This is a genomic window from Sphingomonas elodea ATCC 31461, from assembly GCF_000226955.1.
In the GTDB taxonomy this organism is placed as follows: domain Bacteria; phylum Pseudomonadota; class Alphaproteobacteria; order Sphingomonadales; family Sphingomonadaceae; genus Sphingomonas; species Sphingomonas elodea.
This window is the reverse complement of the sequence record NZ_AGFU01000063.1, coordinates 17,140-32,998: the sequence shown is the minus strand read 5'-3', so window position 1 is coordinate 32,998 and position 15,859 is coordinate 17,140. Positions and strand designations below refer to the sequence as shown.

General features: G+C 67.0%; 12 protein-coding genes and 1 pseudogene. 9 read left to right on the top strand and 4 right to left on the bottom strand.

Going from position 1 to position 15,859, the window contains the following annotated elements; genetic code table 11:
* Positions 1-2,032: 2,032 nt before the first annotated feature.
* Positions 2,033-2,230 (bottom strand): DUF1192 domain-containing protein, encoded by a 198-nt coding sequence (locus tag KK7_RS22010; RefSeq protein WP_010545634.1) that lies wholly within the window; start codon positions 2,228-2,230, stop codon positions 2,033-2,035.
* A 97-nt stretch (positions 2,231-2,327) separates the two neighbouring features.
* Here KK7_RS22010 and KK7_RS0115870 point away from each other — a divergent pair, with 97 nt between their 5' ends.
* Positions 2,328-3,320: an NAD(P)H-quinone oxidoreductase gene (locus KK7_RS0115870; protein ID WP_040598893.1), complete on the top strand. Its 993-nt coding sequence runs from the start codon at positions 2,328-2,330 to the stop codon at positions 3,318-3,320.
* A 7-nt stretch (positions 3,321-3,327) separates the two neighbouring features.
* Here the strand turns inward: KK7_RS0115870 and KK7_RS0115865 are convergent, their stop codons facing one another.
* Positions 3,328-3,753, bottom strand: coding sequence for a hypothetical protein (locus tag KK7_RS0115865; RefSeq protein ID WP_010545632.1), 426 nt, complete (start codon positions 3,751-3,753; stop codon positions 3,328-3,330).
* A gap of 210 nt (positions 3,754-3,963) precedes the next feature.
* On the opposite strand from KK7_RS0115865, the gene KK7_RS0115860 reads away from it, so the two are divergent.
* The 7 genes and pseudogenes from KK7_RS0115860 to KK7_RS23900 all read left to right on the top strand — a co-directional run bounded on the left by KK7_RS0115860 (position 3,964) and on the right by KK7_RS23900 (position 12,145).
* Positions 3,964-4,842, top strand: a complete 879-nt coding sequence (locus KK7_RS0115860) for a UDP-2,3-diacylglucosamine diphosphatase (protein WP_010545631.1) — start codon at positions 3,964-3,966, stop codon at positions 4,840-4,842.
* Positions 4,843-4,865: 23 nt separating this feature from the next.
* On the top strand, positions 4,866-5,888 hold the full coding sequence (locus KK7_RS0115855) for a glycosyltransferase family 4 protein (RefSeq protein WP_029623352.1): 1,023 nt from the start codon (positions 4,866-4,868) through the stop codon (positions 5,886-5,888).
* Between the two features lie 119 nt (positions 5,889-6,007).
* The gene (locus KK7_RS0115850; RefSeq protein ID WP_100207614.1) at positions 6,008-6,658 is read left to right on the top strand and encodes a DUF1013 domain-containing protein; all 651 of its coding nucleotides are present in this window, start codon (positions 6,008-6,010) and stop codon (positions 6,656-6,658) included.
* A 139-nt stretch (positions 6,659-6,797) separates the two neighbouring features.
* Positions 6,798-7,661 (top strand): dienelactone hydrolase family protein, encoded by an 864-nt coding sequence (locus tag KK7_RS0115845; protein WP_010545628.1) that lies wholly within the window; start codon positions 6,798-6,800, stop codon positions 7,659-7,661.
* Positions 7,662-7,739: 78 nt separating this feature from the next.
* Positions 7,740-8,378, top strand: coding sequence for a glutathione S-transferase family protein (locus KK7_RS0115840; protein WP_010545627.1), 639 nt, complete (start codon positions 7,740-7,742; stop codon positions 8,376-8,378).
* A gap of 132 nt (positions 8,379-8,510) precedes the next feature.
* Positions 8,511-10,169: a tetratricopeptide repeat-containing sulfotransferase family protein gene (locus KK7_RS0115835; RefSeq protein ID WP_010545626.1), complete on the top strand. Its 1,659-nt coding sequence runs from the start codon at positions 8,511-8,513 to the stop codon at positions 10,167-10,169.
* Positions 10,170-10,333: 164 nt separating this feature from the next.
* A pseudogene (locus KK7_RS23900) lies at positions 10,334-12,145 on the top strand (TonB-dependent receptor).
* A 218-nt stretch (positions 12,146-12,363) separates the two neighbouring features.
* Here KK7_RS23900 and KK7_RS0115815 read toward each other — a convergent pair.
* Positions 12,364-13,800, bottom strand: coding sequence for a DEAD/DEAH box helicase (locus KK7_RS0115815; protein WP_010545625.1), 1,437 nt, complete (start codon positions 13,798-13,800; stop codon positions 12,364-12,366).
* Positions 13,801-13,880: 80 nt separating this feature from the next.
* Positions 13,881-14,324, bottom strand: a complete 444-nt coding sequence (locus tag KK7_RS0115810; protein ID WP_010545624.1) for a hypothetical protein — start codon at positions 14,322-14,324, stop codon at positions 13,881-13,883.
* Between the two features lie 75 nt (positions 14,325-14,399).
* On the opposite strand from KK7_RS0115810, the gene KK7_RS0115805 reads away from it, so the two are divergent.
* The gene (locus KK7_RS0115805) at positions 14,400-15,848 is read left to right on the top strand and encodes an FAD-binding oxidoreductase (RefSeq protein ID WP_040598889.1); all 1,449 of its coding nucleotides are present in this window, start codon (positions 14,400-14,402) and stop codon (positions 15,846-15,848) included.
* Positions 15,849-15,859: the final 11 nt, after the last annotated feature.

Sequence of the window (15,859 nt, the reverse complement as noted above, 5' to 3'; positions counted from 1 at the left end):
ATATCGGTCTCGGCATTCCTGCTGACCCGCTCTTCCGATCTCCGGCATTGGTGGTCAGGATGAGGATGGTGTTGCGGAAGTCGACGGTCTTGCCGTGGTGATCGGTCAGCTTGCCGTTGTCCATCACTTGCAAGAGGATGTTGAACAGGTCCGGATGCGCCTTCTCGATCTCGTCGAGCAGCAGCACCGAATGCGGGTTCTGGTCGACCGCGTCGGTCAGCAGGCCGCCCTGGTCATAGCCGACATAGCCCGGAGGCGCGCCGATCAGCCGGCTGACCGAGTGGCGCTCCATGTACTCGGACATGTCGAAGCGCTGGAGCGGGATGCCGAGCAGGTTGGCCAGCTGCTTCGCCACCTCGGTCTTGCCGACGCCCGTCGGGCCCGAGAACAGATAGTTGCCGATCGGCTTGTCCGGATCGCGCAGGCCCGCACGGCTCAGCTTGATCGCCGAGGACAGGACCTCGATCGCCTTGTCCTGACCGAACACGACGCGCTTCAGATCCTGCTCGATATTGGCGAGCACCTTGGTGTCGTCCGACGAGACGGTCTTCGGTGGGATGCGCGCCATGGTCGCGATGACCTGCTCGATCTCCTTGGGGGTGATGACCTTCTTGCGCTTGGACGGCGCCACCAGCATCTGCATCGCGCCGACTTCGTCGATCACGTCGATCGCCTTGTCCGGCAGCTTGCGGTCGTTGATGTAGCGCGCCGACAGCTCGACCGCCGACTTGATCGCGTCGGGGGTGTACTTCACCGAATGGTGCTGCTCGAACGCCGAGCGCAGGCCGGCCAGGATCTTCACCGTATCCTCGACCGACGGTTCGTTGACGTCGATCTTCTGGAAACGGCGCAGCAGCGCGCGGTCCTTCTCGAAGTGGTTGCGGAATTCCTTGTAGGTGGTCGAGCCGATGCAGCGGATCGAGCCGCCGGACAGTGCGGGTTTCAGCAGGTTCGACGCATCCATCGCGCCGCCGCTCGTCGCGCCCGCGCCGATCACGGTGTGGATCTCGTCGATGAACAGCACCGCGTGGGGCAGCTTCTCCAGCTCCGAGACGACCTGCTTCAGGCGCTCCTCGAAGTCGCCGCGATAGCGGGTGCCGGCAAGCAGCGCGCCCATGTCTAGCGAGTAGATCACCGCTTCCTTGAGCACGTCGGGCACTTCACCCTCGACGATCTTGCGCGCCAGGCCCTCGGCGATGGCGGTCTTGCCGACGCCGGGATCGCCCACATAGAGCGGATTGTTCTTGCTGCGCCGGCACAGGATCTGGACGGTGCGGTCGACCTCGGCCGCGCGGCCGATCAGCGGATCGACCTTGCCGATCTTCGCCTTCTCGTTGAGGTCGACGGTGAATTGCTTGAGCGCGCTCTCACCCTTGCCCGTCTTCGCCTCCTGCTTGTTCGACTTGTCTTCCTCGGCAGCGCCCTTGGGGGTGCTCGCCTCGGTGGGCGTGGTGCCGCCCTTGCCGACGCCGTGGCTGATGAAGCTGACGGCATCGAGCCGGCTCATGTCCTGCTGCTGCAGGAAATAGACCGCATAGCTCTCGCGCTCGCTGAACAGCGCGACCAGCACGTTGGCGCCGGTCACTTCGTCGCGGCCCGAGGACTGGACGTGCAGGATCGCGCGCTGGACGACGCGCTGGAACCCGCTGGTCGGGGAGGGATCGGTGGCGTTTTCCACCTTCAGCGCTTCCAGCTCGGTATCGAGATAATGCGCGACGGTGGTTTTCAGTTCGCCCAGGTCCACCCCGCACGCGCCCATTACCTTCGAGGCATGTTCGTCGTCGATCAGCGCGAGCAGCAGATGCTCGAGCGTTGCATATTCGTGCCGGCGCGAGGACGCAGCCTCGAGCGCCTTGTGGAGGGTGGCTTCGAGAGCGGAGGCGAAACTAGGCATTCGGATACAACTCCAGTCGGGCCGAAAGGGTGCTGAGCCCGTCTTCCCCTATGTCGGGAGTGGCAGGCCCCGCATCAAGCGCTGCGGCCCCGCACCGGAGGATCGTGGCGTATCGCCCCAATTCCGGTGCCTTGACGCTCATCTCTTAAATAGAGCGTCAGCGCTTGCACGATGGTGAACGGCGCGTTGAATCTTTTCTCGACATCGGACGATTTCGGTTTCGAGGAGCTGGATTCGCGCTTCGAGTTCGGCCACCGAAAAGGGGTCGAGGTCCTGCCCGGCCAGCTTGCCTGCGAGATCGTCGGATCGACGGGGAAGATTTTCGTCGGCGTCCATGCGACGAAACGTTGACCCTGAGGGGGGCGATGTCAATAAGGCGCCGGAGTTCCCCTTAGTCCAAAAAGCGACGAACCGAATGATCGCAGCCGAGAAAATGCTGGCCATCGACCCTGATGCGCCGGGCGGCCCCGAAGTACTTGTCCCCGTCGAGCGACCGATCCCCGAGCCGGGGGCGGGCGAGGTGCTGGTGCGAGTCGCGGCGGCCGGCGTGAACCGGCCGGAGGTGCTGCAGCGCCAGGGCAAATATCCGCCGCCGCCGGGGGCGCCATCGATCCTGGGCATGGAGATCGCCGGCGCGGTGGTCGCGCTCGGTGAAGGTGTCGACGAATCGCTGCTCGGCAAGCCGGTCTGCGCGCTGATCGCGGGGGGCGCCTATGCCGAATATGCGGTCGCACCCGCCGGTCAGTGCCTGGAGGTACCCGCGGCGCTGAGCATGGTCGAAGCGGCCGCGCTGCCGGAGACGCTGTTCACCGTCTGGTCGAACCTGTTCGATCGCGGCTGGGCGCAGCCGGGGGAGACCGTGCTGGTCCATGGCGGCACCAGCGGCATCGGCACCATGGCGATCACGCTGGCCAAGCTGTTCGGGCTGACCATCCTGGTTACCGCCGGATCGGACGCGAAATGCGCGGCGGCGCGCGACCTCGGCGCGGACCTCGCGATCAACTACAAGACCCAGGACTTCGTCGAGGAAGTGAAGGCGTTTACCGGCGGCAAGGGCGTGGAGATCGTGATCGACATGGTCGGCGGCGACTATGTCGCGCGCAACCTCCAGTGCCTGGCCGAGGACGGCCGCCATGTGTCGATCGCGGTGCAGGGCGGGGCGACGGCGACGATTCCCGTATGGGACGTGATGCGACGGCGCCTGACGCTCACCGGCTCCACGTTGCGGCCCCGCTCGGTGGAATTCAAGTCGCTCCTCGCCGACGAACTGCGCCGGAACGTCTGGCCGCTGGTCGAGGAGGGCAAGCTCAAGCCGATCATCGATCGGACCTACACCTTGGCCGAGGCGCCCGCAGCGCATCGCCGGATGGAGGCGGGCGAGCATGTCGGCAAGATCGTCCTGACGATCGGCGACCAGCCCGCCTGACGCCGGTTCAGGCGGCGCGGCGCTGCCCGGCCAGTGCCTCGCGCGCCAACGGCTCCAGCACCTGCTCCTGATGGGCGATGCGACGTTCGACCATCCGCAGCACCTGCTGCACGGCGGCGCGATAGCCCTGGAGATCGGCGCGGATCGCCGGGAGCGGCCACGCTGCGGTATGTGCCACCATCAGGTCGCGCCATTCGCGGTCCTGCAGCAGCGCGCGCCGCGCCATGGCGTGGTGGACGCCGTCGTCGCTCTCCAGCAACGTGGCCAGCAATTGTCGTTCCTTGGCGGTGCGAAGCGCAGAAAGCGCCCGATCGGCGGCGTCGCGCGCCTCGGTCAGCGCTGCGGCCGTCAGGGTGGAGCGCGCGAGCGGCACGAGCGCGTGAACGGCCGTCAGAAGGTCTTGGGTACAGGTTGCAAGCGACAGGTTTGGCATCAGGTTCCTTCCTGTTCGCATTTTAGCCGCGTTTCGGGCCGCGGGTGGTTGTTGTGCGGATGAAATGAGGGGCGGACGCGCGGCGTCGTCCTACACCGTGTTCCGGCCATGGACTGTGACAATTGCATGAAATCCGGAGGATTCGTTTTGTAACAATGCTGCGGCATAGACGAGTCTCTGCACTGGGGTAGCTGCACGGGGACTTGGGGCATGGCCACAATTACCAGGCTTTCGTTCGATGTCGCGGGTCTCGCGGACTTCCACGCGGCAACGCCGACCATTCCGGAGCGTCCGATCGACAGGCGGCGCAAATATCGCGCGATCTGGATTTCGGACGTCCACCTCGGTACGCGGGGCTGCAATGCCGAAATGCTGATCGACTTTCTCGACCATGTCGACAGCGATATCATGTATCTGGTGGGTGATATCATCGACGGCTGGGCGATGAAGAAGCGCTTCTACTGGCCCGCCACGCACAATGACATCGTCTGGCGCGTGCTGAAGCGGGCGAAGCGCGGGACCGAGATCATCTATATTCCCGGCAATCATGACGAGATGTTCCGCCAATTCACGGGGCTCGACTTTGGCGGGGTGAAGATCAAGCGCCAGGCGATCCATACGACCGCCGACGGTCGCCGCCTCCTGGTGCTGCACGGGGACGAGTTCGACGCGATCACCCTGTCGCACCGTTGGCTCGCCCATCTCGGCGATGCGGCCTACGAGATGATGATGACGCTCAACCGCTGGCTGAACCGGGTGCGCCGCTGGATGGGCCTGCCCTATTGGTCGCTGAGCAAATACGCCAAGCAGAAGGTGAAGAACGCGGTGTCCTTCATCTCCAAGTTTGAAGAGATCGTCGCGCGCGAGGCCGGTGCCCGGGGCGTGGACGGCGTGATCGCGGGGCATATCCACAAGGCAGAGATCCGCGCCATCGACGGCATCGCATATTATAACGACGGCGATTGGGTAGAGGGTTGCACGGCGCTGGTGGAGCAGTACGACGGGTCCATGGAAATTCTCCACTGGGCCGACGAAATGGCAGCGCGCGAATCGCCGCCGGAGTCCGAGGCCAGACTGGCGGCGGCGTGACGGTAGCGACGGAGATCGAAGCCGTGCGTATCGCCATCGTGACCGATGCCTGGGAGCCCCAGGTCAACGGGGTCGTCCGCACGCTCCAGTCGGTGCGGCGGGTGCTGGAGAGCCAGGGCCATCAGGTGCTGGTCGTCTCGCCCGACAAATTCTATTCGCTGCCCTGCCCGACCTATCCGGAAATCCGGCTGGCGATCACCAGCGTCGCAGCCGTCGGCGCGATGCTGGAGGACTTCGCCCCCAACGCGATCCATCTGGCGACCGAAGGACCGCTCTGCGTCGCGGCGCGGCGCTGGTGCCTGCGCCAGAAGCGCCCCTTCACCACCGCCTACCACACCCAGTTCCCGGACTATGTCTCCGCGCGCTCGGGGGTGCCGGCCGAGTGGATCTGGCGCTATATCCGCTGGTTCCACACGCCGAGTGCCACGATCCTCGCCTCCACCGCGTCGATCCGCCAGTCGCTGGTCGACCATGGCCTGCCACAGGTACGGCACTGGGGGCGCGGCGTGGACCTGGGCCATTTCCATCCCGGCATCGCCCCGCACCCGCAGATGACGGGGCTCGCCGGGCCGGTGATGCTCTATGTGGGCCGGGTGGCAGTCGAGAAGAACCTGGAAGCGTTTCTCAGCGTCGATCGCCCCGGTACCAAGGTGGTGGTGGGCGACGGCCCGGCGCGGGCGATGCTGGAAGCCAAATATCCGGAGGCGATGTTCCTCGGCGCCCAGTTCGGCGAGGATCTTGCCGCCGCCTATGCCGCGGCGGACGTGTTCGTCTTCCCCAGCCGCACCGATACCTTCGGCTTGGTGATGATCGAGGCGCTGGCCTGTGGCACGCCGGTCGCCGCCTACCCGGTCACCGGTCCGGTGGACGTGCTGACGCCCGAGACGGGGGTGATGAACGAGGATCTGGGCTTGGCGATCGACCAGGCGCTCACCCTCGATCGCGCCGTCTGCGCCGCTTATGGCCGCAGCTTCACCTGGGAGGCGAGTGCGCGGCAGTTCCTCACCGCGCTGGTGCCGATCGGCTGCGACAAGGCTGCCGCCTGAATCGCGGAAACGCTTGCCCAAGCGGGCAAGCTCCCCTACATCAAGACCATGTGTGGCCGCCCGTGATGGGCGGCCCTTATTGTTTCAAGTTCCGGAGATCCACCGTGGCCCAGCCGCTGATGCCGCACGCGACCGCCTCCTGGCTGGTCGACAACACGTCGCTGTCGTTCGAACAGATCGCCGAATTCTGCGGGCTCCACATCCTCGAAGTGCAGGCGATCGCCGACGATACCGCCGCTACCAAGCTCACCGGCCGAGATCCGGTGCGCGCGCACGAACTGACGATGGACGAGATCGAGAAGGGCCAGAAGGACCCGAACTACGTCCTCAAGATGCAGAAGGGCCCGGAGCAGGTCCGCCGCACCAAGGGCCCGCGCTACACGCCGGTCTCGAAGCGACAGGACAAGCCGGACGGCATCGCCTGGATCCTGCGCAACCATCCGGAAGTGTCGGACGGCGCGATCGGCAAGCTGATCGGCACCACCCGCACCACCATCGCGGCGATCCGCGACCGCACCCACTGGAACATCGGCAACATCGTACCGAAGGATCCGGTGACGCTTGGCCTGTGTTCGCAGCGCGAACTGGATGCGCTGGTCGCCAAGGCTGCCAAGGCCGCCGGCATCGAGGCGCCGACCGACACCCGCCTCGAGGGCGACCGCGAGGCCCTGATCGAGCAGCTGCGCGCCGAGCGCTACGCGGCCAGCCATGTGCAGGAGGCCGGAAGCGCCCCCATCGAGCATACGGCGGAGAGCCTGTTCAAGCATTGAGATCGCCTTCCCGGGCGTCAACGAGCGGGCCTCGGCGCAATAGCGCCGGGGCCCGTTCTGTTTCTTGGGGAAGCTTTGCGGCGGCGCTGCGCTCGGCTAGACCGGCACTGGGGCGGGGCCCCCGAGGAGGAGGATCGCCATGTGTGACGAGCATACCGCAGCCGACAATGATCGTGTGGCAGGCGGGATTACCCGCCGCGGCTTCACCGCTGCTGCCGCCGCGACGGGCATGATGGCGATCCTGCCGAGCCCCGCCAATGCCGCGACCGTCAAGGGCCGCGACGTGACGATCAAAACCGCGGACGGGACGGCCGACGCCTATTTCGTCGCGCCTGCCAGCGGCAAGCACCCAGCGGTGCTGGTCTGGCCGGACATCATGGGGCTGCGTCCCGCCTTCCGGCAGATGGCCGATCGGCTCGCCCAGTCCGGCTATGCGGTGCTGACCGTCAACCAGTTCTACCGCTCGACCAAGGCGCCGTTCCTCAAGCCCGGCCAGTCGTTCGACCAGCCCGACGTGCGCGCGATGATCATGCCGTGGCGCGATCCGCTGACCCCCACGGCGATTACCGCCGACGCGAAGACGTTCGCCGCGTTCCTCGATGCCCAGCCCGAGGTGGATACCAGACGCGGCATGGGCAGCACCGGCTATTGCATGGGCGGGCCGTTCGTCTTCCGGACCGCCGCCGCGTTGCCGGGCCGGGTGAAGGCGGGCGGCAGCTTCCACGGTGCGCCGCTGGTCACCGATGCGCCCGACAGCCCGCACCGGCTCGTGCCGCAGATGCAGGGGCGGTACCTGCTCGCCGTCGCCGAGAATGACGATGCCCGTGCGCCGGGCGACAAGGAGGCGCTGCGCACTGCCTTTGTCGCCGCCAAGGTGCCTGCCGAGATCGAGGTCTATGCCGGGGCGATGCATGGCTGGTGCCCGCCCGACAGCCGGGCCTACAACGCGGCGCAGGCCGATCGTGCGTGGGATCGATTGCTCGCAACTTTCGGCAGCCTCTAGGGAATTGACCTGCCATCGGTTTCGTGTTCCCCTCGTGTTCTCCGGCAATCGAGGCGGGGGTAAGAGGGGTATGCGGGCATGACGGATGAACTGATACTCTACACCAACCCGCAATCGCGCGGACGGATCGTGCGATGGATGCTGGAGGAGGTAGGCGCCACCTACCGCGTCGACGTGCTCGATTATGCCACGACGATGAAGGGCGAAGCGTATCTGGCGATCAACCCGATGGGGAAGGTGCCGGCGATCGTCCATGGCGGCAAGGTCGTCACCGAATGCGCCGCGATCTGCGCCTATCTTGCCGATGCGTACTCCGATGCCGGGCTGGCGCCGCTGCCGGAGGAGCGGGCGGACTATTATCGCTGGATGTTCTATGCGGCGGGTCCGGTCGAGCAGGCGGCGACCAATCAGGCCGCGGCTTTCGTGGCGGGCGAGGACAAGAGCCGTATGTTCGGCTACGGAACCTATGACCTGGTCGTCGAGGTGCTGGACGGCCTGCTCTCGTCGCGGCCCTATGCGGCCGGCGTGCGCTTCACCGCGGCGGACGTCTATCTCGGTTCGCAGATCGGCTGGCTGACGATGTTCGGCATGCTGCCCAAGCGGGACTCGTTCATGGCCTATGTCGAGCGCGTGCAGAGCCGCGAGGCGTACAAGCGCGCCTGGGCGATGGACGATGCGCTCGTCGCCGAACTGCAGCCGGCGGCCGAACCGGTTTGATCCGCACGCCCCGCTCGCCGATGCTGTCAGGGTGAGCGGTACAGCGAAGTTCAGACGCCGAGGGTCGTCGAGGCCGAACGTCCTTCCCGCGAAGGCGGGGAGGACGAGTGTCTTCTGGCGGAGCGCCGGCGCATGAGCGGGCCTTCCGGGCCGGGCGGCGCTGTCGGGATCGAAAAAGCGGCGTCGACACCGCAAAGCTGGATCGCCAATGCCGGGCGCTATCCGCCCCGACTGATCGACGCGGCTCTGGCGCTGCACGACAATCAGTTGCACGTCGCCGAACCGCTGCTCCGCGCGCACCTCAAGGGCGATCCGTTCGACGTGGCGGCGATCCGCATGTTCGCGGAGCTGGCGGGGCGGATCGGCCGCTATCGCGACGCGGAGTCGCTGCTCCGCCGCGCGGTGGAACTGGCGCCGGGCTTCACGCCGGCACGGGCGAACTTGGCGCTGGTGCTGTATCGGCTGAATCGCCCGGTGGAAGCGCTGGCCGAGCTCGACCGGGTGCTGGCGGACGAGCCGGACAATCCCACCCACACCAACCTGCAGGCGGCGGTCAATGCCAGGCTCGGCGACTTCGATTCGGCGATCGGGCTGTACGAGCGCGTGCTGGAACAGGCGCCGAACCAGCCGCGGGTATGGATGAGCTATGGCCACATGCTCAAGACGGTGGGGCGCCAGGCCGATGCGATCGCGGCCTATCGCCGATCGATCGCGCTGATGCCGGCGCTGGGCGAGGCGTGGTGGAGTCTCGCCAACCTCAAGACCGTCCGCTTCGATGATGCCGATCTCGCCGCGATGGAGGCGGCGCTCGCTGGCACGGCGCTGGCGGAGGAAGACCGCTTCCACCTCGATTTCGCGCTCGGCAAGGCGCTGGAGGAGCGGGGGCAGGCGGCGCTGGCCTTTGCCCATTACGCCGCCGGCAATGCCCTGCGCCGCCGGTCCCTCCGCTACGAGGCAGAGGATACCACCCGGCTGGTCGATGCGCATGTCGCGCACCTCACCCCCGAACTGCTCGCCGCCCGCGCAGGGCAGGGCTGCAGCGCGCCGGACCCGATCTTCATCCTCGGCATGCCGCGCGCCGGATCGACGCTGGTCGAGCAGATTCTCGCGAGCGACAGTCAGGTCGAAGGCACCGCCGAACTCGCCGACCTGCCGGTGCTCGCCCGCGACACCGCCGGCTATCCCGCCGGGCTTGCTGCGCTGGACGGCGACCAGCTCCGCGCGCTGGGCGAGGCCTATCTGCGGCGCACGCGCATCCAGCGCCGTACCGACCGCCCCTTCTTCATCGACAAGCTGCCCAACAACTGGGCGCATGTGCCGCTGATCCTGTTGGCGCTGCCCAATGCCCGGATCATTGATGCGCGCCGCCATCCGCTCGGCTGCTGCTTCTCCAACTTCAAGCAGCATTTCGCCCGCGGCCAGGGCTTCAGCTATGCGCTGGACGACATGGGGCGCTATTATGCCGACTATGTGCGGCTGATGGCGCATGTCGATGCCGTGGCACCGGGCCGGGTCCACCGCGTCTTCTACGAGGCGATGGTCGACGATACCGAGGCGGAGGTCCGCGCGCTGCTCGCCGCCTGCGGGCTGGCCTTCGAACCGGCCTGCCTGGCTTTCTACCGGACCGAGCGTGCGGTACGCACCGCCAGCTCGGAGCAGGTCCGTCGCCCGATCTTCCGCGAAGGCGTGGAGGGCTGGAAGCCGTTCGACCCCTGGCTCGATCCGCTCAAGGCGGCGCTGGGCGAGGTGCTCACGGCCTATCCGGCGGTGCCGGCCTTCCCGACGTCCTGACAGGACCCCGCCGGCCGCAATTGCGCTTTCCTAGGAAATTGCTGCTTCGTTGCTCGATTGTCACACTATGTGAACAATCCTCGCATGTCGGCTGCCCGGCTGCCCGGCTGCTTGACGCGAACTTCGCGGCGCAAGACGCTGCAACGCAACAACGGGGGTTTGCCATGCCGCTCAACCGGTGCGTCGTCCGTTCGCTGCTGCTCGCTTCCACCATGCTCGCCGCTGCCCCGGCACTGGCCCAGCAACAGGCGCCGGAGACCGAGGCCGCCCCGCCCGCGGATTCGAACGAGATCGTCGTCACCGCACAGAAGCGCAGCGAGAGCCTCCAGAACGTTCCCATAAGCATCCAGGCGCTCGGCACGCAAAAGCTGGACCCAGCTGTACGTCAGCAACTTCACTGATTATGTCCAGCAGCTGCCTTCGGTGTCGTTCCAGGCACTGGGCGGCACGCCGGGCACCAACGTGATCTACATGCGCGGTGTCGCCTCGGGCGGTGACGGCAACCATTCGGGCTCGCTGCCGTCGGTCGGCGTGTATCTGGACGAGCAGCCGGTCACCACGATCGGCGGCAATCTCGATGTGCATGTCTACGACATCGCGCGCATCGAAAGTCTGTCGGGACCGCAGGGCACGCTCTACGGCGCCTCGTCGGAAGCCGGCACGATCCGCATCATCACCAACCAGCCCGACCACAAGGGCACCTATGGTCGCGTCGACGGCGAGGTGAACACGGTCAACAAGGGCGGGGTGGTCGTCGACAACAAGGCCTTCGTGAAGAAGGACCATAACGATACGGACCTGTGGGGCGGGCGGGCCGCGCTGAAGGTGGACCTGGACGACAACTGGACCGTCACCCCCAATGTGATCTACCAGGAGACGCGCAGCCACGGTGCCTATGGCTATGACGCCCGTGTCGGCGACCTGCAGGTACAGCACTTCTTCCCGGAATATCGCCGGGACCGGTTCATCCAGGCGGCGCTGACGATCGAGGGGCGGCTCGGCAACTGGGACCTGACCTATGCAGGGGACTATCTCGATCGGCGCGCGGCACAGTCGAGCGACTATACCGATTATGCCGAGGCGTATGACTCGCTCTATTCCTCGGTCGGCGGGCTCGCCGGCTATTTCTACTTCTCGGACAATGCCGGCAACTCCATCGATCCGCGTCAGCAGATCGTCGCCAGCGATCATTTCAAGAAGACCAGCCAGGAACTGCGCGTCGCGTCGCCGTCCAGCGAGCGACTGCGGGTTGTCGCCGGGCTGTTCTACCAGCGCCAGTCGAACGACATCCATCAGCCAAGACCACGCTGATGGGCGGCGCGCTGCGGCTGAACGCGGCGATCTATCAGCAGGATTGGGACAAGTTCCAGTTCGCCTTCCTCGGCGCGAACAGCTTCACCGAGATCCACAACGGCCGGAACGCCCGGATCCGCGGCGTTGAAGCGGATGCGGCGTTCACCAGCGGCGGCCTCTCGCTCACCGCGGCGGGCAGCTATACCGACGCCAAGACGACCAAGAATCTCTGCCTGTTCGACGATCCGACCTATGCCTGCACCGCCACGGGCAACATCGTCTCGGCGCCGAAGGGCACGCGTCTGCCGATAACCCCGCAGGTGAAGCTGAGCGGCACCGCCCGCTACACGGTGCCGGTGGGTGCGGCCAAGGCCTATGGCCAGGCGACGTTAGCCCATCAGAGTTCGGCGGCATCGGACATCCGCACCGCGATCTTCCAGACCGGCACGGGCGCGATCGTCAGCCCCGCGCAGCAGCTCGGGCGGCTGGAGGCGTTCACCACCGTCGGGCTGGCAGCCGGCATGGAGTTCCAGCGCTTCAACATCGAGCTGTTCGTCACCAATATCGCGGACGAGCGCGGGCAGCTGTCGCGTTTCCAGCAGTGCGGCTCGTGCGGGCAGCGAACCTATATCGTCCCGATCGCGCCACGCACGATCGGCATTCGGGCCCGCGCGAAGTTCTGACCGGCGGCGGCGTCGATTGGCGATGCCGTCGCGCCCTCCGTTCGTCGTCACCCCAGCGAAAGCCGGGGGCTCCGGGTGCCGCGCGAAGTTTCAGCGGGCGCGCCCGATTGCGGCGCGTGCGGCGGAACGGCACGACGCCCGACCCGCCCGAGCATATCGCCCGCATCGTGACGGGCGCCCCCTGAACGGGCGGTGCGGCCGGGCCGCGTCCGCGCCGCTCAGGCTTCGATGGTGTAGTTCAGGAAGTCCGGGATCGGGCCGTTCCAGCCCTCGTCCGGGCCGTCATCCTGGTCGCGCCGGCGGCGGCGGTCGTCGCGAACCGGACGTTCCTCGCGCGGCGGACGGCTGCGCTGCTCCTCGCGCGGGGCGGGCGCCGGGCCTTCCTCGCGGACCGGCGCGGCTGCACGGCGGGACTTGGGCTTCGCGGGCGCCTCGGCGACGGCTTCCTCGCGACGCGGCTCGGCCTTCTTGGCGTCACGCTTGCCGCCGCGGGCGCGCTTCGGCGCCGGCGCCTCGTCCGCGCCATCGATCGCGACCGGGCTCGGCACGCGCTCGATCTTGTGGCCGGTCAGCTTCTCGATCTCGGCGATGTTCTCGGCGTCCTCCGGCGTCACCAGCGTGTAGGCGGTGCCGGTAGCACCCCCGCGGCCGGTGCGGCCGATGCGGTGGACATAATCGTCCGGGTGCCAGGGGGCATCGAAGTTGAAGACGTGGCTCACGCCCTTCACGTCGAGCCCGCGCGCAGCAACGTCGGAGGCGACGAGGATGTTGACGTCGCCATTCTTGAACCGGTCGAGCTCGGCGATGCGGGCGGACTGGTCCATGTCGCCGTGAATCTCGGCCGAGCGGAAGCCGTGCTTCTTCAGGCTCTTGTTCAGGTCGCGCACGGTCGTCTTGCGATTGCAGAAGATGATCGCGGTCGACACCTCGTCCTGCTGCAGCAGGCGGCGCAGCACGTCGCGCTTCACATGCGCGGTGGCGGGCACCTGCACGATGCGCTGGGTGATGTTGACGTTGGTGGTGGCGGGGCGCGCCACTTCGATCGTCTTGGGATCGGTAAGGAACTTGTCCGCCAGCTTCTTGATCGGCGGCGGCATCGTCGCCGAGAACAGCAGCGTCTGGCGGTTCTTCGGCAGCTTGGTGCAGATTTCCTCGATATCGGGAATGAACCCCATGTCGAGCATCCGGTCCGCTTCGTCGATCACCAGCAGGCTGCAGCCGGTCAGCAGGATCTTGCCGCGGCCATAAAGGTCCATCAGCCGGCCCGGCGTGGCGATGAGTACGTCGACGCCCTTTTCCAGCGCCTTGACCTGGTCGCCCATCTGCACGCCGCCGATCAGCAGCGCCATGGAGAGCTTGTGATTGAGGCCGTATTTCTCGAAATTCTCCGCGACCTGTGCCGCCAGTTCGCGCGTCGGCTCCAGGATCAGCGAGCGCGGCATCAGCGCGCGGGTGCGCCCTTCGCCGAGCACATCGATCATCGGGAGCACGAAGGCTGCGGTCTTGCCGGTGCCCGTCTGGGCGATGCCGATCAGGTCCTTGCCCATCAGCACCGACGGGATCGCCTGACGCTGGATCGGAGTCGGCTCAGTATAGCCGGCGTCGGTCACCGCGCGGAGGAGTTCGTCAGAAAGGCCGAGATCGGCAAAGCTCATGCATGTGTCCGGAAATAGGGCGTTCACTACGCCGCAGCAGAAGGCATCGCGCTTGCGGATTCAACCGCAAAAGTCAAGCTTCAGCGTGCGCGAACGAGGTTCTTGAAGGCCTGAACGGGACAGATTCGTCCCGATCGCGAATGGAGCGCATCCCGACCGGCGCAGAATCGACTGTCCTTGGTGGGTTTCAGATAGGCGCCCGAATAGAAGCCGAGTGCCGGGCATTCCGATCCCAGCTTGGCACGCAGCAGCGACCCGTCCTCCAGGATCAGGTCGACGCTGTCGCCGGCGTTGACGGTGAAGCCCTGGATCCGATCCATGTCGACGCAGCTTTTGGCCTTTCGCTCGACCAGCGCGGCCGGCGCCTCGCGACGAACGATTACCGTGGTGCTGGTGATCGTCATGCGCGGCACATGGATCGTCATATGCTGCTGCATGGCCGGATCGGCGGACACGGCCGGGCTCGCCGCGGAAACGGCGAGCATCAGCATCAGGCCGGCAGCGGCGATCGGAAGATTCGGCATATTGGGACGAGACGGTAGGAACATCGGCTTGAACGGTGGATGAACTGCCGCAGCCCATGCTATCGCGCAAGCATCATGACTCCCGCGCAGCACCGCATCACTGCCTTCGCCGCCGAGCGCTTCGGTCCCAAGGCCGTCACCACCGATCCGCAGGACATCGAACCCTGGCTCACCGACTGGCGCCGCCGCTATCACGGCGCCGCGCCCGCCATCCTCTCGCCCGCCTCGACTGAGGAAGTCAGCGCGCTGGTGGCGCTGGCCAACGATCTCGGTCAGCCGCTGGTGCCGCAGGGCGGAAATACCGGCATGGTCGGCGGGGCGGTGCCGCCGGTCGACGGATCGGCACTGCTGCTCTCCACCCGGCGGATGAACACGATCCGCCGGATGGATGCCGAGGCGAACCTGGCGGTGGCCGAGGCGGGCGTGATCCTCGCCACCTTCCGCGACGCGGCCGAGGCTGCAGGGCGCCGCTTCCCGCTGGACCTCGGCGCGCGGGGAAGTGCCACGATCGGCGGGCTGGTTTCCACCAACGCGGGCGGCGTGCAGGTGCTGCGCTTCGGCACGATGCGCGCGCTGGTCGCCGGCGTCGAGGCGGTGCTGCCCGACGGTTCGGTGCACGACGGCCTGTCGGCGCTCAAGAAGGACAATCGCGGCTACGACCTCAACCAGCTGCTGATCGGCGCCGAGGGCACGCTGGGCATCGTCACCGCCGCGACGCTGCGGCTGGTGCCGGCGGCGGCGGCGCGGGCGGTCGCCTGGGTGGGGCTGGAGAGCCCGGCCAAGGCGCTCACCCTGCTGCGTCGCCTCCAGGCCGCGACCGACATGATCGAAAGTTTCGAGATCATGCCCGACGATACCGTGGCGCTCGTGCTGGAGCATGTGCCCGGCACGCGCGTGCCGCTGGCCGGCAGCCATCGCTGGCACGTGCTGATCGAGGCGGTGACGAGCGATGCAGGCGCCGAGGCCCCGGCGGCGGTGCTGGAGCGGATGCTGGCGGGTGCTTTCGAGGCCGGGCTGGCCGAGGATGCGGTGATCGCCGCGAGCGAGGCGCAGGCGGAGAGCTTCTGGCGCATCCGCCATTCCATCTCCGAGGCCGAGCGCGCCGCGGGCCCTGCCGTGCAGCACGACATCTCCGTGCCGGTGGAGGACATGCCGCGCTTCATGGTGGAAGGCGGCGCGGAGGCCGAGGCGCGTTTTCCCGGCACGCACGCGATCGCCTATGGCCATCTCGGCGACGGCAACGTCCATTTTCATGTGCGTGCGCCCAAGGGGGCGGACCGCGATCGCTGGTATGCGGAGGAGGGGCCGCAAATCACCCGGCTGGTGCACGACATGGTGGTGGCGGCCGGCGGCTCGATTTCGGCGGAGCACGGCATCGGTCAGATGAAGCGCGACGAACTCGCCCGCCTGTCCCCGCCGGCCCGCATCGCCGCGTTGCGGGCGATCAAGAGTGCCTTGGATCCCAAGCTGATTCTCAATCCGGGAAAGCTGGTCGCGCTTGCGCCGGCACCCGCCAGCACATAGACCGCGCAGCG

Bases quoted from the DNA above. Each gene is read 5' to 3' on its own strand.
- KK7_RS22010 (WP_010545634.1), bottom strand. From the start codon at position 2,230: ATGGACGCCGACGAAAATCTTCCCCGTCGATCCGACGATCTCGCAGGC.
- KK7_RS0115870 (WP_040598893.1), top strand. From the start codon at position 2,328: ATGCTGGCCATCGACCCTGATGCGCCGGGCGGCCCCGAAGTACTTGTC.
- KK7_RS0115865 (WP_010545632.1), bottom strand. From the start codon at position 3,753: ATGCCAAACCTGTCGCTTGCAACCTGTACCCAAGACCTTCTGACGGCC.
- KK7_RS0115860 (WP_010545631.1), top strand. From the start codon at position 3,964: ATGGCCACAATTACCAGGCTTTCGTTCGATGTCGCGGGTCTCGCGGAC.
- KK7_RS0115850 (WP_100207614.1), top strand. From the start codon at position 6,008: ATGCCGCACGCGACCGCCTCCTGGCTGGTCGACAACACGTCGCTGTCG.
- KK7_RS0115845 (WP_010545628.1), top strand. From the start codon at position 6,798: ATGTGTGACGAGCATACCGCAGCCGACAATGATCGTGTGGCAGGCGGG.
- KK7_RS0115840 (WP_010545627.1), top strand. From the start codon at position 7,740: ATGACGGATGAACTGATACTCTACACCAACCCGCAATCGCGCGGACGG.
- KK7_RS0115835 (WP_010545626.1), top strand. From the start codon at position 8,511: ATGAGCGGGCCTTCCGGGCCGGGCGGCGCTGTCGGGATCGAAAAAGCG.
- KK7_RS0115815 (WP_010545625.1), bottom strand. From the start codon at position 13,800: ATGAGCTTTGCCGATCTCGGCCTTTCTGACGAACTCCTCCGCGCGGTG.
- KK7_RS0115810 (WP_010545624.1), bottom strand. From the start codon at position 14,324: ATGCCGAATCTTCCGATCGCCGCTGCCGGCCTGATGCTGATGCTCGCC.
- KK7_RS0115805 (WP_040598889.1), top strand. From the start codon at position 14,400: ATGACTCCCGCGCAGCACCGCATCACTGCCTTCGCCGCCGAGCGCTTC.